Source organism: Streptomyces sp. NPDC002853, assembly GCF_053591915.1.
Genome location: NZ_JBSFUS010000002.1, coordinates 16,178 through 35,724, shown reverse-complemented (window position 1 = coordinate 35,724; position 19,547 = coordinate 16,178). Strand labels below are relative to the sequence as shown.

The 19,547-nt window shown below is 66.0% G+C and carries 9 protein-coding genes and 1 pseudogene; 7 read left to right on the top strand and 3 right to left on the bottom strand.

Features of this window, described 5'->3' with window-relative positions:
* Positions 1-251: 251 nt before the first annotated feature.
* Both ACWD02_RS04630 and ACWD02_RS04625 read left to right on the top strand, forming a co-directional pair.
* Positions 252-710: pseudogene (locus ACWD02_RS04630) on the top strand (hypothetical protein); the annotation flags it as partial.
* 22 nt (positions 711-732) lie between these two features.
* Entirely contained in the window at positions 733-1,260 is a 528-nt protein-coding gene (locus tag ACWD02_RS04625) for a hypothetical protein (RefSeq protein WP_451205888.1), read from the top strand.
* 456 nt (positions 1,261-1,716) lie between these two features.
* Here ACWD02_RS04625 and ACWD02_RS04620 read toward each other — a convergent pair whose 3' ends face one another.
* A complete protein-coding gene (locus ACWD02_RS04620) occupies positions 1,717-2,280 on the bottom strand; it encodes a hypothetical protein (protein ID WP_451204452.1) in 564 nt (187 codons plus the stop codon).
* 644 nt (positions 2,281-2,924) lie between these two features.
* On the opposite strand from ACWD02_RS04620, the gene ACWD02_RS04615 reads away from it, so the two are divergent.
* From ACWD02_RS04615 to ACWD02_RS04605, 3 genes are all read left to right on the top strand, one after another.
* Positions 2,925-6,686 carry a LamG domain-containing protein gene (locus ACWD02_RS04615; RefSeq protein ID WP_451204450.1) on the top strand — a complete coding sequence of 1,254 codons (3,762 nt, stop codon included), beginning with the start codon at positions 2,925-2,927 and terminating at the stop codon, positions 6,684-6,686.
* 102 nt (positions 6,687-6,788) lie between these two features.
* Positions 6,789-13,325 carry an RHS repeat-associated core domain-containing protein gene (locus tag ACWD02_RS04610; protein ID WP_451204448.1) on the top strand — a complete coding sequence of 2,179 codons (6,537 nt, stop codon included), beginning with the start codon at positions 6,789-6,791 and terminating at the stop codon, positions 13,323-13,325.
* 22 nt (positions 13,326-13,347) lie between these two features.
* Positions 13,348-13,665, top strand: coding sequence for a hypothetical protein (locus ACWD02_RS04605; RefSeq protein ID WP_451204446.1), 318 nt, complete (start codon positions 13,348-13,350; stop codon positions 13,663-13,665).
* A 665-nt stretch (positions 13,666-14,330) separates the two neighbouring features.
* Here ACWD02_RS04605 and ACWD02_RS04600 read toward each other — a convergent pair.
* Positions 14,331-15,014, bottom strand: a complete 684-nt coding sequence (locus tag ACWD02_RS04600) for an HNH endonuclease family protein (protein WP_451204444.1) — start codon at positions 15,012-15,014, stop codon at positions 14,331-14,333.
* Positions 15,015-15,563: 549 nt separating this feature from the next.
* Here ACWD02_RS04600 and ACWD02_RS04595 point away from each other — a divergent pair.
* The gene (locus ACWD02_RS04595; RefSeq protein WP_451204442.1) at positions 15,564-15,896 is read left to right on the top strand and encodes a hypothetical protein; all 333 of its coding nucleotides are present in this window, start codon (positions 15,564-15,566) and stop codon (positions 15,894-15,896) included.
* A 221-nt stretch (positions 15,897-16,117) separates the two neighbouring features.
* Positions 16,118-16,414, top strand: coding sequence for a hypothetical protein (locus ACWD02_RS04590; protein ID WP_451204440.1), 297 nt, complete (start codon positions 16,118-16,120; stop codon positions 16,412-16,414).
* A 179-nt stretch (positions 16,415-16,593) separates the two neighbouring features.
* Here ACWD02_RS04590 and ACWD02_RS04585 read toward each other — a convergent pair whose 3' ends face one another.
* Positions 16,594-19,500 (bottom strand): NACHT domain-containing protein, encoded by a 2,907-nt coding sequence (locus ACWD02_RS04585; RefSeq protein ID WP_451204438.1) that lies wholly within the window; start codon positions 19,498-19,500, stop codon positions 16,594-16,596.
* Positions 19,501-19,547: the final 47 nt, after the last annotated feature.

Below are 19,547 nucleotides of genomic sequence, written 5' to 3'. Positions count from 1 at the left end.
CGAGTGGGGGCTCCCCGCCATGCCGTAGAGGGCGTTCGTGTCACCCGTGCGAGCGGTAAGTCAGATGGGTGCGAAGCCCCCGGGCCTGTCCCGACACGGTGTGTGCGCTCGGAACCCTGGAGTCGCGTGTGCGCGGCGACCTGCTGGAAGCCGCTGGCCCTGATCGTCGCGCGTCGGCTGGAGCCCTTCATTGTCAGTGCTCTGTGGTCCACTGAGTCAGCAGGTGGAGTGTCAACTGGCGTGGGGACTGCATGGTTGGAGCTTTCGGGCGCGACGGGTTGCGGGTGGGGGTAAACCAGCGGGTGACCGAGTTGCGCGTCTGTCTCGTGGACGTACGCGGACGGCTCACCGCACTCGGGGCGGTGGGTGACGATGCGGATCGGCGGGCAGAGCTCCACGAAAAGCTGGAAGCTGCCGGAATGGTGCTTCTCTGGGCAGCGTCCATCGGCTTCTTCATCTGGTTGGGCGATTGGCTGAAGGACCACTGGGGGATCTGCAGCCTCCTGCCGCAGATCGGGCTCATGCTCTCGGCCCTCTGCAGCCTGGCGGTGCGAGACCGCAGGAGGTGGGAAGAGAGCCGGGTGCGAGGGCTGCGCAGGGAATTGCACGAGCTGGACGAGGCCGGCCACCGCGACTTCGAGGTCACGATTCGCGATCTGATGCGGCGCGACGGCTTCAGGGCTGAGCAAATTGGCGGCGCCGGCGATGATGCCTGCGACGTGCGCGCGGTGGATGCCGATGGCCGGGTCTGGGCCGTGCAGTGCAAGCAACGGCTACGCCTTCGCCTGCACCGACTGCGAAGGCGACGACAGCGACCGTCAGGAGATCACTGTCTGCGACGAGGCCAACAGCCACTGGAACAACACCGACGAGATCCTTGCGGTCGGCGACGTCGACGGCCCCCTCGGTATCGACGACGACGGCACCCCGGACACGGCCGGATTTCCTGACCTTCTGGTCAAGGAAGGCAGCCTGCTCTGGCTCTACTTCGGTGCGGCGGACAACCGTCTCGACACCGGCCGGGAACCCATCCTGATCGGTCCGGGTGGCTGGAAGGACTTGGACCTCTTCACCCCCGGCGCCACCAACGGCGACGGACTCGCAGATCAGTCAGCCAAGATCCGAACAGGAACCAACTTCGGCTCGACGAACATCCCTCTGATTACGTCTCCGGGAGACGTGGACGGCAGCGGAAGAGCCTTCGATCTCTGGCTCACCCGCAGTGACAACACACTCCTGCGCTACCAGACCACCAGCTGACCCGGCAAGGCAAAAACATCGTGCAGCACGCCTCTCGATGCGCCGCACGAGCGTTCCTGGCAACTGCCCCGGCACCGCCGTGCAGCCGCGCAGGGAGAGGCAGGGCATCAACCGCTCTGCGACCCCGGCGGGGTCGGGACGAAGACTGCGGTCCATCGCCGCCAAGCTGCCGATCACCAACGGACATGCGCCCCCCCCGGCCGGCTTCCAGCGCATCCAACCCTTCGGCCTCCCTCAGTGTGAACGCGCTGTCCGTCCTCGCACCGATGTGGCCACTACGGCCTCAGCGTGTAGGGGAGTTGAGGTGCCGCAGCCCGAGCAGTTCGCGGTCGCGACCGATTCGGTGGTCGCAAGCCAAGGCCCGCTACTGCCAGTCCTCGATCTCGTCGTGAGGCGGGCCTTCACGTGAGAAGCATCGAGCCCGCCCTCCTTCGTACGGGACGGCTGTAGCGGTTACTACCGTTGGCGTTGGTGATCGGTCCCACGGCGCCGCCCCCTGACGTGGCAGGCGCTTGGCCACCTGCTGGCAACTCGGGGGGCGTCGTTGATCGCCTTGGTGTCCGGCGCGGCGTCGGCGGCCTCCACCGAGGTGATGATCTGTTCCTCGACGGCGGCGGCCCCCAAGCGCCGACGGGCTTCGAGCCATTGGGCGATCTCGGGGTCTTCTCGCTCCAGGCCCACACCGACGAGGGCACCGAGGAGCGCGCTCTCAGTCGGCAGCCTGGCCCCGCCGAAGGCGTTGCAGATCGTCGTGCCGCGCACCGAAAACCCGGCCCGGGCGGCGGTCTGGGAGATCCGGCCGTAGGTGGGCTGGTAATGCCAGACCTTGAGCTGGCGTAGCGCGATCGCGAAGCCGGAGAGTGTCTGGATCTCGGCAGGCATGATGCGGCGGAAGACGTCACGCTGCTGCGCGTCGTCCGGCAGCCCTGCGTTGTCACGCTGGCGCTGTTCGGCGACCACCTCCCAGCGGGGCCGCCAGGCGTCGGGGTCCTCCTGACATGTGATGAGGTACTTGGTCATCGTGTCCCAAGGAGGGCACATGGTTCCTTGGGTCGCGGCCGACAGGGTGGCTCTGGAGAGCCCCGTCTTGGACGCGAGGATGGGATGAGAAGCGGTGCTTCGAGCTGCAGGAAGTCTGTGGCGGCTGGGGCAGTGATGAGGATCTGCTGTGCTGGATCGCCGGGAGGGCACGCTGCGTCACCGCACGTGCGGGCGAGGTAGTTGGGTGGCTGGTTCTGGCCGCCCAGCTGTGTACTGTGTCGGGCGCTGGCGTGGAGCACTCCGTCCTCGAAGTGCCCGCCTGCGCCAGTTGATTCAGTCGATGGCAGCCGTGCGCGTTCGGTGATGCTGAGGGCGGCAACGATTGGCGTGTTCACGCTGTCTGGTGTACCGGTATAGCTACTTTCCGTAGCTGAACCCTCTGGCTGCCGTAGTGGAGCAAGTCGGTCACGCGTTGCTATTTCTCCTGCTCAGGGTCGCGTGGAACCGGAAGTTGGCCTCAGGTTCGCATTGACTTATGAGGCTGGTGGGGCCTTAAATCACGCAGTCTGTAAAGAACTTGTGACTCTGGGGTGGGGACTGTGGGGTTTGGGTGGGGGCACCGCTATGCCGGTGACCGAAGAGCGGGGGCACGTCGTGTGATCGGTGGGACGGCGGCAGCGGCGATGCTGCTGTCGCTTGTGCCGTCCGTGGTACACGCGTCCGCCGACCGGACTCGTGTGGAGGCGCCGGCAGCCGGGGTGAGTGAACAGACGGCCTCGCAGCGGGCGGTGGCCTCGGGGGATCCGGTCGAGGTGACGTCGGAGCGCACCGAGTACACGACGACGATGGCCAACCCGGACGGCACGTTCGTCATCACCCAGGCCACCGAACCGCAGCGTGCCAAGACCGCGGACGGCACCTGGCGCGGTATCGACGTCACGTTGGAGAAACGGCCCGACGGGACAATCGGCCCGAAGTCGTCCGTGGTGGATCTGTCGTTCTCCGGGGGCGGCAGTGGTGCTGGCATGCTGCGCCTGGGGCACGAGGGCCAGGGCCTGAAGCTGGGGTGGTCGACCTCCCTGCCGACGCCGACCCTGGAGGGGCCGACCGCGACGTACGCGGATGTGCCGATCAAGGGTGTGGACCTCGAGCTGACGGCGACTGCGGAGGGCTACCGAGAGGTGTTGGCCGTCAAGAGCGCCGAAGCAGCAGCCAGCCCCGAACTCGAGAAGGTCAGACTCACCGCCACCGGCGAGGGGTTGAGCCTGGTGCCGGGAGAAGGCGGCGGCCTGCGCGCGCTGGACGCCGACGGCAACGCCGTCTTTCGAGGACCTGCCGGCCAGATGTGGGACTCCGCAGGCGATACCGACGAACAGCCCCAGTTGCAGGCGCGGTCCCGGTCGGCCAAGGCCAGCGTGGCGCCGCAGGCGGAACAGGGCGCGGAAGACAATCCGACCCAGCCCGGTGAGGGAGATGCCACCGCCGAGCTGCCGGTGACGGTCGGCAACGGAGCTGTGTCCGTTTCCCCCGACCTGGACCTGTTGCGCGGCAAGGACACCGTCTACCCGGTATTCATCGACCCCGCCGTCGGCTTGGACAAGTCGGAGTGGACCAAACTTTCCTCGGACGGCGACAAGTTCTGGAAGTTCAGCGAGCCCAAGGGCGTCGGCCGGTGCGGCGTCGCCGAGGGTTACTACTGCTCGTCCAACGGCAGCTACACCGACCGGATGTACTTCGAGTTCGGCGCCTCCAAACTGGCCGGCAAGCACGTCCTGGACGCCACCTTTCGCGCGTATGAGACCTGGTCGTTCACCTGCAACCCGTACTGGGTGGACCTGGAGCGCACCGACAATATCTCCGAGGGCACCCGCTGGCCGGGCCCCAAGCAACTGGACCAGATGGGCGATCGCTACGTCTCTGCCGGCCGCGGGGACCTGTGCAGCCCTGACCAGCCCAACGCCTGGGTGGAGTTCAACGACAACCCGGACGAGAACGACGAGAACCTCGCCTCCACGGTGCGCTCACTGGCGGAGGGCAAGATCTCCCGGCTGACGCTGATGCTGCGGGCCAAGGACGAGGGCGAGCCGCGGGCGTGGAAGCGCTTTGACTCCAACGCCGAGCTCAAGGTCTGGTACGTGCACAAGCCCGGCGTGCCCACGTCGGTCGCCGCCGTTCCCGGCACGGGTGACGGTGGCACGGCCTCGTGCAGGAAGTCCTCAAATCCGCTGACGGTGACGACGGAGACGCCGACGATCCAGGCGCGGGTGCAGACGAAGGTCGAGCAACATCAAGGGGAGGAAGAGGGCTCTCTGCAGGCTGAGTTCGTGATGCAGCGCTCCAGTACCGACACCACCTCCGGCAGTTGGTCGCAGGTCTGGACCGATTACGAACCGGATTCGGGATGGAGCCCCGATGGCAACCTGGAGAGGACCAAGACGGGTAACCGCGAGGACGGTGGTCTATACCGGTTCCGGGCTCGCACGCAGTCGCACTGGTATTACAACGGCAAGTCCGACGACCTGTTCTCGCCGTACTCCTCCTGGTGCTATCTGCGCGTCGATTCCACCGCCCCGAAGCCGCCGACGATCGTGACCGGCGCCCCCTATACCGAATGCACCACCAATGCCTGCGAACCCCATGGCGGGCCAGGTGAACCGGGCATTTTCACCTTCAAGCCCAATACGGCCGACAAGGATGTGAAGGCCTACCGGTGGCGACTGCTGACGTCGGATGCTGAGGCCACCAAGACGGTGAAGGCCTCAACAACTAATGCCCCGGTGACCGTCGAAGACGTCCGGCCGGGTCTGCCGGGGACCCAGACTCTTTCGGTCGAGGCCAGCGACCTCAAGCTCGATAAGGAAGGGCGGGAAAGGTGGGGGCCATCGGCCGAGTTCGTCTTCAAGACCAGCCTTTCCGACGGGCCCACCGGTCGCTGGCGCTTCAATGACGGCGCCCCAGGGTCCGAGGTGATGACTGCCAAGGACACGGGGGAGACCGGTGCCCGTCACGATGCGGTGCTGCGCGATGAGGCAGGCACTGGCTGGTCGACCATGGGCCGGCGTGGTGCGTCGGACTATTCGCTGCGTTTGAACGACAACCTCAGTGATCCGGCCCAGCAGGTCGGCTACGCCTCCACGGACGGGGTGCCGGTCAACTCGCAGGACTCGTTCACTGTGTCCGCCTGGGCCTACCTGACCGACGCCTCGGCCAACCACACCGTTTTGTCGGCGCCGGGGGAGCACGGGTCGGCCTTCACGCTCTACTACTCGGCCACACACAAGAAGTGGGTGTTCAACCGCACTGACCAGGACAAGGACGGGCCCGTCTACATCCGCTCCCTGGGCAAGGCAGCCAGCCCGCCGCTGAAGGTGTGGACGCACCTGGCCGCTGTCTTCGACAGCCACAATGACGGAGACAAGAGCAACGACACGATCCGGCTGTTTGTCAACGGGCAGCCCCAGGGCCCTGAGGTGGTATTGGCGGACGAGGCCGCCGGTTACACGCCCTGGACGGCGGACCGGAACCTGATGATCGGCCGCTCGAAGGTCGGGGGGAACTACGGCGAGTACTTCCACGGCCGCATCGACGAGGTGGCGACCTGGCAGGAGGCTTTGACCCCTGAGCAGATCCGCACCGAGAACCGGCTGGAGAGTCCGGAGGGCCTGGCGGCCAATGAACTGGTCGCCCATTGGGACGCGACCATCTCCTCCGGCAGCCAGGTGACCGAGAGCCCAGAGGACCCGGACGACCCGAGCAGTGCCTCCTTCCCCTATCGCCGCGGCGCGATGGCGCTGTCAGGGTCGGGAGCCGGACTGACGGGCGAGGACGCCACGGCGCTGGTGCTCAATGGCACTTCCGGATACGCCTCGGGGACGGGCCCGGTGGTCGATGAGACCGGCTCGTTCACCGTGTCGGCGCGGGTGCGGCTGAGCAAGGCACTGCTGGCGGCCAAGCCGGTTGGCTACCGCGGCTTGGTCGCCGCCCAGGCCACCCCGGTCGGCAAGGAGTCCTCCTGGGGCCTGTGGGTGGAGAAGGTGTCCGCCGACATCTACCAGTGGAAGTTCGGCCGCAGCGCCGTGGACGCCACCGGCAAGATCATCGACACCGCGCTTGCCCCGGCCCAGGAGCCGGTCGGGGAGAAGGAGTGGGACACCTGGGTGGATGTGACCGGCGTCTTCGACGCCGGCCTGGACTTCATCGATGACCAGGGCGAGCAGCAGTCCGGCGTCGCCCAGCTGTATGTCGGGCCATTTATCCAGCAGGGTGAAGAGGATCCCGGCCTCGGCACGCCACAACAGGGCAGCGGCGCCCTCTCGGTTGGCCGCGGTGCGGCTCAGGGCACGACTGGTCACTACCTGCCGGGCGACATGGCGAAGCTGCGCGTATGGACCGGGGCGATGGCGCCGGATCAGGTGAGCAGCCAGATTGCCCAGCCCTCGACCTAGCGGCACCGCCGAGCACCCTGTGCTCTTCCTTCTGTCTTCTTGGCGATTTTCAACGGCGTGCGGCCACCGAACTGTGGGTGGCCGCACGCGAGGAGATGCGTGATGAACCTGTCTGCCTTCGGCCTGCCCAGGACGGGCGGCTCCAAAAGACCTTCGCGGATACGCGCGCGGCGGATCGCGGCGCTGACCGGATTCGCCCTGCTACCGGGCCTGTTGAGCCCGGTCGCCTTCGCTGCGGACACCGATCCGCTGGGCAGGCCGAAATTGGGGGCGCCGCGCGCATCGAAGGTGACGCCGTTCACCGCCGAGACGAACAAGAAGAACGCGTCGGCGGTGGCCAAGTCGGCCGCGGCCGACGAGACGGCCGCCCGGCGCTCGCGTAACGCCCAGGAGCGCACGGTCACCTGGCCCAAGGGCGGGCAGTCAACTCTGTCGGTGCCCACGTCGGGCAAGGCCACGGCGAACCCGGGCAACCTGCCCCTCACCCTCGCCGCGCCCAAGCAGGCCAAGGGCAAGAAGCAGACGCCGGCCGCCGAGGAACTCACCGTCCAGGTCCTGGACCAGAAGAAGGCCAAGAAGCTCGGCGTCAAGGGCGTCGTGCTGAGCGTCACCGCACCGAAAAATGCTGGACAGGCCCAACTGAGTCTCGGCTACGAGGCATTCGCCTCCGCGTACGGCGGCGACTGGGCCGGCCGCCTGCAGGTCCTGCGGCTGCCCGACTGCGCGCTCAGCGACCCGTCCAAGGCCGACTGCCGCACCCGCACACCGCTCAACTCCACCAATGACCGCAAGAGCCAGCAGCTCACCACTGCGCTCGCCTTCCCGGCCGCTGCCAAGAGCGGTGCCACCGCAGACCGGACGATGGTGCTGGCCCTGGCGGCGGGCACCAAGTCCGGCTCCGGCGACTACAAGGCCACCCCGCTGGCCTCCTCCTCCACCTGGGAGGCGGGCGGCTCGGCGGGCGCCTTCACCTGGTCCTACCCGCTGCGCACACCCCCGGCTGCGGCAGGTCCTTCGCCCGACATGTCGATCTCCTACGACTCCGGCAGTGTGGACGGGCGTACTGCCTCCACGAACAACCAGGGCACCGCGATCGGTGAGGGATTCGACCTCACCTCCTCCTACATCGAGCGCAAGTACGGCTCCTGCGACGACGACGGCCAGGACAAGAAGTACGACCTGTGCTGGAAGTACGACAACGCCTCCCTCGTCCTCAACGGCCAGGCCACCGAGCTCGTCAAAGACGACACGAGCGGCAAGTGGCGCCTGAAGGACGACGACGCCTCCACCGTCACCAAATCCACCGGCGCCGACAACGGCGACGACAACGGCGAATACTGGACCGTCACCACCGGCGACGGCACCACCTACACCTTCGGCCTGAACAAGCTAAAGGGTGCAGGCGCCGATGACCGCACCCAGTCGGTGTGGACGGTGCCGGTCTTCGGCGACGACGAGGGCGAACCGGGCTACACGGACGGCACATCCTTCTCCGGGCGCGACAAGAAGCAGGCCTGGCGATGGAACCTCGACCTCGTCGAGGACACCCACACCAACGCCATGACCTACTGGTACGCGGCCGAACACAACAACTACGACAAGCTCGGCGACGACACCACCGGCACCAACTACACTCGCGGCGGCTACCTCAAGGAAATCCGCTACGGCCAGCGCGCCGGCTCCCTTTTCTCCGCTACCCCGGCCGTCTCCAACAAGGTCACTTTCAGCTACGCCGAGCGCTGCCTTGCCACCGGCACCGGCTGTGACGCGCTGACCGAGGACAAGCGCGACAACTGGCCCGACGTGCCCTTCGACTCGGTCTGTAAGGATGGCGACAAGTGCACCGGCAACGTCGGCCCGTCGTTCTTCACCCGCAAGCGCATGACCACCATCGCTACCTACGCGTGGGACGCGGCCGCCGCCACCCCCGGTTTTGCCGCGGTGGACGCCTGGGAGCTCAAGCAGCTCTACCTCGACCCGGGTGACACCGGTGACACCAGCGACCAGTCGCTGTGGCTGGATGAGATCAAGCACACCGGCAAGCGCGGCACCGATCTTGCCCTGGATCCGGTGAAGTTCACCCACGCCTTCCTGCCCAACCGGGTCGACGGCGCCTCCGACGACATCCTCTCCCTGGACAAGCCCCGCTTGCGCACCGTCACCTCCGAGACGGGCGCGCAGACGATCGTCTCCTACATGGAGGCGGACTGCGTGGCCGGGCAGACCATGCCCAAGCCTGATGACAACACCCGTCGCTGCTACCCGGTGTACTGGTCGCCCAACGGTGAGCAGACCCCCATCCTGGACTGGTTCCAGAAGTACCCGGTCACCGCGGTCTCCACCACCGACCCGCACGGAGGCTCGGAAGCCGTCCAGCGCACCTACCAGTACTCCGGCGGCGGTGCCTGGCACTACGACGACGACCCCATGACCCCGGCCAAGGAACGCACTTGGTCGATCTGGCGTGGCTACGAAAAGGTCACCCGCCTCACCGGCGACAAGGACAGCGCCCAGCTCAAGACGGTCAGCGTCTACCTGCGGGGCATGAACGGCGACCGCGTCGCGGGCGCGGACGGCAAGACCCCCGACCCGGACAAACGCAAGAGCGTCAAGGTCACCGGTATCAAGGCCGCCGAGATAATGGACGCCGACCAGTACGCTGGCTTCACCCGCGAAGAAGTCACCTACAACGGCGACACCGAAATCGGCGGGACGATCAGCACCCCCTGGTCGAAGAGGACCGCCACCCAGCACAAGTCGTATGCCGACACCGAGGCCTATTACGTCCGCACCGCCGCCAGCCACGAACGCACCAACATCACCAGCACCGCGACCCCCCGCGACCGCATCCGCACGACCAAGACCAGCTACGACGACTACGGCATGGCCGAAACGGTCGAGGACAACGGCGACGACGCCGTCCCGGGTGATGAGACCTGCACCCGCTCCTGGTACGCCCGCAACGATGGCGTCGGCATCAACTCCCTCGCCTCGCGTACCCGCACCGTCGCCAAGCCCTGCACGACCACAGACACGGACCTGGACCTGCCGACCGATTCCGACAAGCCCGGCGACGTGATCGCGGACTCGGCCACCGTGTATGACGACAAGGCAGCAACCACCTGGTCAGCCTCTCAGAAGCCGACCACGGGCGAGGTCACCTGGAGCGGCCGCGCCAAGTCCTACACCAGCGAAAACACCCCCCTCTGGCAGAAGACAGCCACCACCGAATACGACACCCTGGGCCGCCCCCTGCTGGTCAAGGACACCAACGACCTGACCATCGCCACCTCCACCTATACCCCCTCTGCAGCCGGTCCGCTCACCTCCAGCAGCGTGACCAACGCCAAGCAGCACGAGGAAGCCACCTACCTCGACTTCGCCACCGGGGCGACGGTGAGGACCAAGGACGCCAACGGCAAGATCACCGAGAGCGAGTACGACAGCCTGGGCCGCGTCACCAAGGCCTGGCTGCCCAACCGCTCGAAAGACCTGGGCAAAACCCCCAACTACGTCTACGACTACAAGGTCACCAGCAAGGCCATGCCGTGGGTGTCCACCGGCGTCCTCAAGGGCGACGGATCCGGCTACAACACCACCTACGAGTTCTACGACTCCCTCCTGCGCGCCCGCCAGACCCAGACCCCCACCCCCGTCGGCGGCCGCCTCGTCTCGCTGACCCAGTACGACGACCGGGGGCTGGCCACCAGCGCCCAGGGCGACATCTGGGACAACACCTCGGCCCCGTCTGCCACCCCCGTGCAGACCGAGGGCAGCCAGGCCCCGATTCAGACGGATACCACCTACGACGGCGCGGGCCGCACCACCAAGACAGCCACCAAGAACTACGGCGTCACCCGCTGGACCACCAATACCACCTACACCGGCGACACGGTGGCCACCAGCGCCCCCACCGGCGGCCAGGCCACCGCCGAAGTTACCAACGCACTAGGCCAGTTGACGCTGCGCCGGGAATACGGCGGCCCTCAACCCACCGGAACCGACTTCACCACCACGCACTACACCTACACCCCCGACGGCCAGCAGAAGACCGTCACCGGACCCGACGACGCCAAGTGGTCCTACACCTACGACCTTTTCGGCCGCCAGACCACCTCTAGTGACCCGGATTCCGGCACGAGCAGCACCAGCTACGACACCCTTGACCGGGCCGTGAGTGTCACGGACATGGAGAAGCGGACCCTGCTGTCCGGTTACGACGACCTGGGCCGCAAGACCGGGCTGTGGCAGACCAGCAAGAGCGACTCCAACAAGCTCGCCGCCTGGACCTTCGACAGCCTGGCCAAGGGACAGCAGGACACCGCGGTCCGCTACGACGGCGGCACCACCGGCAAGGCCTATACCCAGAAAGTCACCGGCTACGACAGCCTCTACCAGGTCACCGGCAGTCAGCTGGCCCTGCCTGACGACGACCCGCTGGTGGCCGCCGGAGTCCCCAAGACCTTCTCCTTCACCACCGGCTACCGCCTGGACGGCACCGTCAGCCAGGACTTCCAGCCCGCCGTGGCCGGACTCGCCGCCGAGACCGTCTCCTACACCTACAACGCCACCGGCCAGCAGCTCACCTCCAAGGGCACCAGCGGTTACCTCCAAGGCGCAGTCCACTCCCCGCAAGGAGACCTGCGCCAGCTCACCCTGGGCATGAGCGGCGGAACCTCGGCCAAGAAGGCCTACCTCAACTACGACTATGAAGCGGGCACCCGCCGCCTGACCCGCTCCTATGTCACCGACGACGTCCACGGCTACATGCCGCAGGAACTGAAGTACACCCAGGACGACGCCGGAAACGTCACCTCCATCTTCGACGCCACCACCCAAGGCGGCACCACCAAGCCCGACTACCAGTGCTTCGCCTACGACGGCCACCGCCGCTTGACCGAAGCCTGGACCCCCAAAACCTCTGACTGCGCGGCCGCGGGCCGCGCCACCTCCAACATCGACGGCGCCGCACCGTACTGGAACAGCTACACCTACAACGAATCAGGCCAGCGCAAAACCGAGACACAGCACGCCAGTTCCGGCGACAAGACCACGGCGTACAGGTACAGCACGGACCAGGGCCAGCCTCACCCGCTGACCGAGACCGAGAGCGCCGGAAAGACCCAGAAGTACGCCTACGACAAGACCGGCAACACCATCTCCCGACCCGATGGTGCGGCCCAGCAGGATCTCCTTTGGAACACCGAGGGTAAGCTGTCCCGCACGACAGAGGGCCCGGCCCAGACGGACTACCTGTACGACGCCAGCGGCGAACTCCTCATCCGCCGGGCCAAGGGGGACGGCGACACCGTCCTCTACCTGGGCGGCACGGAAGTCCGTCTCACCACCAAGGGCAGCACCAAGACCCTCGCCGGCACTCGCTACTACACGGCCAACGGCCAGTCCATCGCCGTCCGCACCGCCACCGCAGGAACCTCAGGCACCCAACTCAACCTGCTGGCCGCCGACCACCACGGCACCTCCAGCATCGCCCTGGACGCCACCACCTACGCCGTCACCAAGCGCTACACGACCCCCTTCGGCGCGCCACGCGGCGAGAAGACCACCAACTGGCCCGACGACAAAGCCTTCCTCGGCAAACCCGCCGACACTGCGACCGGCCTCACCCACATCGGCGCCCGCGAATACGACCCTGGCATCGGTCAATTCCTCAGCATCGATCCACTCCTGACTCTGGATCAACACCAGTCCCTCAACGGTTACGTCTACGCGAACAACAGTCCAGTCACTTTCAGTGACCCCTCAGGGCTGGAACTCTGCGGCGACGACCACTGTGCTGGCGGTGGCGGTGGCGGTGGCGGTGGCGGGCGAAGCGAGAAGGACGACTTTGTTGATGCGCATGCCGCACCCGACTTCGCATCTGGTCAGACCTGGGAGGACAAGTACCCGAACTATCCCGGCAGCAGCGGGAAGGTCAATAGAAGCAGCTCCGGATCTTCCGGTGGAGGCTCCACTCTTTCTTGCACCGGGACGGGCCTCCTCACCTATTGCGGTGGCCCCAAGAAGGGTCCACAGGATTCCACCAAATCCTCCGGGAACGGAGACTGGCTGTACGGACCGCAACCGGGTATGGGTTTCGGAGAATTCTTCCGAAGGCTCATTTCTGGCCCTGTCTGCAATCCCGGATATCCATGCGAGAATATGCTTTCCGCTGTCCTTCCAGTGGGGCCAGGCGGAGGTGGAAGGGCTGGTGCTCCTGTTCCCGGGCCGAGGCGCATGCCACTGGGATTCTCCAACCCGGCCGGATTCGCCAAGTTTGCAACGCAGCTCAACGCCGGACTGCAAAAAGCTGGGCTAGGGGGAACGACTCCGGTGTTCCAGGGAAGTGCTGTCACTGGGAAAAGCTTCAAGACGGGAAGACCGTTCGGTTCGCACAGTGACTTCGACGTCGCATTGACCGGAGCGGATGTGCTGAACCGGGCCAAGGGTGCGGGAATCAAATTGCGCTCAAAGGGTACGCGCACTGGACCACTCAAGGGGGCGGCGCTGAAGAAGATGGGGCTGACTCAGCTTCGGAAAGACCTGTCCCGCGAGGCAGGCCGACCGGTGAACTTCATGATCTACGGCTCGGCAGAGTCGGCTGCTGGCCGGTCGCCTAGCATTATCATGCGACCGTAGCGAAACCAGGGGAGAGCTCGGCATGTCTGATCGGTTCAACTTGTACGGAGCCGTCGAGCCGGATACGGCCCGACTAGCTAAGAAGATCTCGGAGTCCGTGGGGTGCGACTTCGCTGTGAGGGATAGTTCATACAAGGGAGGGGAGTACTATCACTTTCAGGACTCTTCCGATCTTGAGATTACAATCGAAAGACATGGCCGTGATGATGATGGCGATCTGACGGAGCCGGATTTCTCTCAGTACACAACCCTCGTCTACGCAGATAATGTATCCGAGGATGTAGAAGCAAGCCTGAGGGGTGTTGAGGGGCTCGAACTTCTCCGATCCGAGTCCCTATAGGGGAATTACACGAGGTCGTGGACGCCGGAAAGCTGCTGGATCCAGGTCGCGTGTGGGCGCGTTCTTGGAATTTAAGTGCCCCTCGAGGTGTGTTAGCGCCTGCGGGGCTTGGTCCGAGTTGGAAAAAATGTTGATGCCGCTTCAGGGATCGACGTTCGGTTCGTGCGTCCCGTCTTTCGTAAGATATCGTTGGGCCACCGCATGTGTTCTCAAGGGCCAGATGGCCGATCGTCCGGTCGGCGGGTACCGGGTCACGCACATGGGCCTCCACCCGCCTTCCAGCCGCCCCCGCCCCACTGCGCTGCACGCTGAGCACCTGCCCCGCGCCCACACCTAGACTCTCCTGTCCGGCCTCCTGTCCGCCTGCGCGGCCGCGGGTTGGCGGTCACGGTTCCCGGCGGGAGCCGCACCAGCTACGACTACACACCTCGGTCGAGCCGGTCGAACAGGCGTTGAGCCTCATCAAGGAGCGCTCGTCCGCGCGGCGTCGCCACGACGGGGCGTGTTCGGGGGTTGAAGACCTCGAATCCGGCGGCGGTCTCCAGCTTCTTCAACCGCTGCTGGCCAGGGCCCGGCGGCACATCCTGTGCTGAAGAGGAGCCGCCTGGGTGGGGCCCGAGTCTCAAGGGCCTCACCCAGGACTGATCTGGCGAGGTGAGCGTCTGCTAGCGCGCGAGTTGGACTTTGATGGGTGTGTTGGGGCAGCGAGTGGCGTTCTCGGCGAGGGCGGCTTCTTCGCTGGGGTCGACGGCGAGCTTCCATCGGGTCTTGATGGCGACCCACTGGCTCACGTAATCGCACCGGTTGCCGTCGGCTGGCGGCATCCAGGTCGAGGGGTCTTTGTCGGCTTTGCTGCGGTTAGACTTCGCCGTGACGGCGATCAACGCCCGTGCGTCGCCGAGGTCGTTGGCGTACTCCTGGCGCTCGGCAGCGCTCCAGTCCTTGGCTCCGGAATCCCAGGCCTCCGCGAGCGGGATGCGGTGATCGATATCGAGGCCGGAGGGGCCCTCGATGTACTGGTCGTCGTATTCGGAGTACCAGCGGCCGCCGGTCAGCTTGCATTTGGGGCCCTGGTCGGGGGTGGTGAGCGCTTCCGCTTTCAGGACCTCGGCCCGTGTGGTGCAGCCGTCCTTGTCGGCGTCCACCCAGTGCTTGAACGAGGTGCGCTCGTAGCCGGTGCGGTCCTCGTCCTTGATGGTCAGGGACTTCAGGGCGGCCTGCAGCGGCTGGGTGACGGTCTCGACGGCCCGCGGCGCCGCACCGGGGCCAGAGGGGGCTGCTTGGGCGGTGGCGGTTGGGATGATGAGGGCAGCGGTGAGCAGGACGGCGATGCGGATGATGGCAGGCACGGGTCTCCTCGAAGGTCACAAAGTGTGCGTGATCTTCGTAGCGAGTCGGTGTTCCCCGCCATGCCGTAGAGGGCGTTCGTGTCACCCGCGCGAGCGGTAAGTCAGATCGGCGCGAAGCCCCGGGACGGTACCAGGGCCGCACGTACGCGTGGAATTCGGGGAGTCGGGTGTGGTCGGCAACCCGGAAGTTCACCCGGGCGGTAGGTTCACCAGGCCCCGGGGAGAGTCCCGTCGCGCGGGGGAGTGGTCACCCATATCTCGTGCTCAGACTCGGCGTCGCATGCGCTGCAGCGACGGATGTCTGCTACGGGGATGAATCGTACGTGGAGTAGTTCCACGCTGGTCGCGGCGCACGCGGGGCATTGGCCCGTCCGTACGCCGCGGAGCGGCTCGCCGTACGTCGTGGTCACGGACGTCTCCTTCGCGTCGGGTAGGTGAAGTTGCGCTGTGGGCAAACGAGTTGAATAAGCCCTCTAACTTGTTGTGAAGTTACACCGGACAGTGGTAACTTTGCAACAAGTTAAAGAGTTTTCTGTGAGGGGTGGGCGGGTGTTGCAGATTCAGATCGGCGCCGAACGTACGGCTGACGCGGGTGACTTGCTGGGGCGGGCCACGCTGGGTTGGCGTCCGGGCATGGGGGAGGCTGAGGCATGGGAAGTGGGCCGCGGTATCTGGAAGTTCAACGCCGACCGGGCCCTCTCTCAGGACGAGGTGCAGATCATTAACACGGCAGGCGTTGTGCTCGCGGTCGCGAAGATCACCGGAATCTCCAAGCATGGCGGCCGCTACGCCCTGGAGGGTGAGCTCTTGCGCGGCGACCCGCGTGTCGGCTTGCCTACCCCCAGCCCGCACCTGTCCCGCAACCCCGTCACCTACATCTGAACGGACCGGCCCGGTGAGCGACTTCGGCATCCTCGTTTTCATGCCAGAGCCGGGCCGTTCCTTCGGCCGCGCCGATCTGGATGTCGCCACCGGCGGTCTTTAGTCTGGCCGCTTGACGATGGCGGCCGCGCCCCCTCGGCGGGGGCGACGGTACGTCACACGTCTGTCATCGGAGGCTGCCACGTGCTGCACGAGGGCGGGGTGGGCTGACGAAGGAAGTCGTGACCCGTTGGATCATCGCTGTGGAGGTAAGGGCCCGTTTAAGGACGCCGGAAACGCTGGCGCCCACGAAGTGGTCGCTCTGCCTCGGCGAGTTCAGTCTCGTGTCGGCAGGCTTTGGCGTAGTGGGCGTTGCCGCAGTCGATGGGTATGCCGCCGTTCTCCAGGAGCGGGCGAAGGTGTCGATGACGGCGTGGGTGGAGGCGCCCGCCTGGACCACGAGCATGAGGCGGCGCAGACACTCAAGGGCGGCCGCGGTCTCTTCGGCGCTCTCGGCTGGCACGAAGGTGTTGTCGTGACCAAACTCCTCGATGAGGGCGCGGGCGTGCGAGGGGGGTCAGGGACGGTGACGGTGCAGCCGTGCCGGGCGAAGTCGCGGGCCAGGTGGCGGCCCATGACCGCAAGGCCGGTGACGACGATCTGCTCAGGCCCGCCTTCGCTGTCCGAGATGACCTGTGGACCCACCACTCTGGCGTGTCTATGACAGTCGCTCTCCGGTATGCCGGGGCCTTGGATACAGGGTGAGTGAGTCTGGAGGAAACCCCTGTAAGCCGGTGACGTGCGACGGGAAGTTGAGGGAGAGCTGAAGACCAGCAATTTCCTGGAGCGGCGTGACGTCCGGAGCCGAATTCCGACAGCCAAGAGACATGCTTTTGAGGTCGGGGAAGCAGCTTGGAATGAGGTCGAGCCGTGTGTCTGAGCGCTCCGGGACGAGTGCGAGGTGATGAATTTCCGGCATGCAGGGCACCTGCGTGAAGTCGCAGTCTCTGAGGAAGAGCCTCCTCAGTTGCGGGAGGGAGGCTATCTCCTGCCATTCCACGCTGTCTGGGATGTGGTTGAGAGCTACCTCTTCCAGGCCCTGCCACTGGGAAATTCCGGTAGCAGACGCAGCAATCTGACGCCCCATCCACAAGCTGGTCAGCCCCTTGGGCGCGGGCAGCCGGGAAAGGTTCCTCCACGGCAAGAGGGTGTACAGGGAGAGTTCGGTGAGGTGAGGCAGCGATGCCAGGACGTCAAAGGGCACCTCATGTACAAGCTCCAGGAGCCTCAGTGCTGTGAGGTCCAGGCCGGCAAGGCCGTCGAGTGTGCGCAGCTGGCCGCCCCCGCTGACAGACAGGTCTCGCAGGGCGGGGAGGTCCCGCAGGAATCCCAGATCCTCAATGACGTCGTTGCGGTAGATGTTCAGCATGCGAGTGACGTCGGGTGACAGATGCCTGAGGATCTCCTTCGCAGAGAAGGAGCCGTCGAAGGAGGCCCTCGGGATCGGCGTCAGCAGGCGCAGGGCCTGCTGCTGTTCCAAGGTTCTCACTTCAGGAAGCAGATTACCGGGGAAGGGGACCAGAATATCCCGGGCGTATCCTTCAGCCTCGAAGTTTGTCCAGCCCCTGATCAGTTCGTATCCAGATACAGACGGTGCCAGGGTAGGAGCCAGTCGTTGCAGGAAGGCTAACCCGGGGTCCCCGCCGATGGCGGTGGCAGTGCGCAGCACGGCCGCGATCTCGTCTGTCTTCAGGTGGTCGGCTCGTTGCGGGAGCAGATCCAGGATGCCTGGGCCCAGCGCGGCGAGCGATTCTGCTTCCTCCGGTGAGCGGGGTGGCAGGAGAGTACTTGTCCGCCGCTCGACCTCGGCGCGGACATGGGGAGCAGTTTCGGTGGCGTAGGGCATGCTGGCTGCTGCCAGCAGGTGGAGTCGGGAGCGGCACTCCTCCTCACGGTCGCCTCGATCGACAAGAAGCATCAGAAGCATGTCTGCCTCTTGTGGCCGGGCGTGCGCCACGGCCATGCGGACGACGTCTTCCCACTGGTCGTCGTGAGCGTTGTTGACCAGGAGAGGGAAGTCCACATTCTCGACGGCGGCTTTGGCTCCGAGATAGTCCTGGAACGTGCGGTGCACGAAGTCGACGGTGTCGGCAGTGGGCAGCCGCAAGAGACCGCTGCGGCCCACCAGATGCGCCAGTACCTCGGCAGGTCCGCCTTGGCTGGCCACGGCGCTCATTGCTGGCAGCGCTGTTCCCACGAGGTGCAATGCAGTGGTGTAGTCCATCTCAGTCTGCTGATTTCGGATAAGCCAGTAGGCCAGCCGCTGCAGCAGTTGCATGCTCTGGTGCTCGGTGAGCTCAATGCCCTCAGCTACCGCGATACTGCGCTCGCGATCACGGCGGGCCAGCAGCATGGACAACGCCGCCTCGTACAATTCCATCCGGCTGTGCGGCAGATGACCTCGCCGCTCCCGATGCAGCGCGCAGATCAGCGCGCACATCAGGGGAGTGGTCGACAATTGCGCCACGTCGCGTTCGGCACGCACGGTCACCTGCAGAAGAGCCTCGAGCTGTTCCAAATGGGCATGCTCTGCCTCGTCTTGGACGCTGTGCTGCGCTGCAGCGTGCCACCTACCGATGAAGAGTCCGGTGTCTGCGGCGCTCATGGGACGCACCGAGAGTTCCGAAAACCCCAGTGGCGCGAGCCAGCCATCGGGGACGGCAGAAGGGCGAGTCGTGACCACGAACGCGGCGTCCTTGTAGGTTGCCAGTAGATCGCTGAGCCATTGCCGCGTTGCCGCCCGATGTTCTTGGGGCACTTCGTCGACCCCGTCCACCAGGACCAGCGCCGACCCGGCCTGAAGCACGGCATCGGCCCAACCCGGCGGTTGCGCGTCGGCCAAGGGTGCGCCGACGGCAGCAAGAAAGTCTTGCGGCTGAGGGAGCGGGCCGCGGCGTGCCAAGGTACGCAGTGGAAGAACAAACGGAACCCGCTCCCGTAGAGCGGTCAGTTCCTCGGGAAGTTCCGCACGAGCCGCAGAGACCGCCAGCCACTGCAGCAGCGTGGTCTTCCCACTACCGGCGAGCCCCTTGAGCAGGATGCGCTGTCGGCCTGCCAAGGCCTGCTCGGCGCGACAGACCACACTCGTCTCAAGGGGCCCCTCGCTGCCGCGGTCCCAGTTTTCCCTCTGCTCGGCCAACTCCAGGCTGAGATAGGCCGCATCAAGCGGCCAGCACGCCCGGTCCGGGCGTGCCAGGTCCAGCCCCACGACGGTGAGATCAGCATGCCGCCGGGACACATAAGCCAAGTAGCGCTGTGCGAAATCCTGTACGGGCCTGGAAGCGCCCCTGCCGACACGGCTGGTCGGCGAATGGCTCAAGGCTGCCTGCCTGTGCAGGGCGAGGAGCGGGGAAGCATCTGCCTTCAGGGCTCCCGCGAGAGCGACCACGGTGGCCTCCGACGGGAGACGCTTGCCACCGAGAGCTTGGCTGAGCGTGGTACGCCCGAGACCCGTCAGCCGCTGCAGCCCACCCATCGTGAGCCCTCTCTGCAACCGCAACACACGCAGGCGCGCGCCGAGATCCGGCAGCGGGCCGCCACTTTCACCTACCCCGTCATCTGCCATGACCACGGCCGTCCTTCCGGTTCACCTTGGTTCATTGTCGTTCGCCG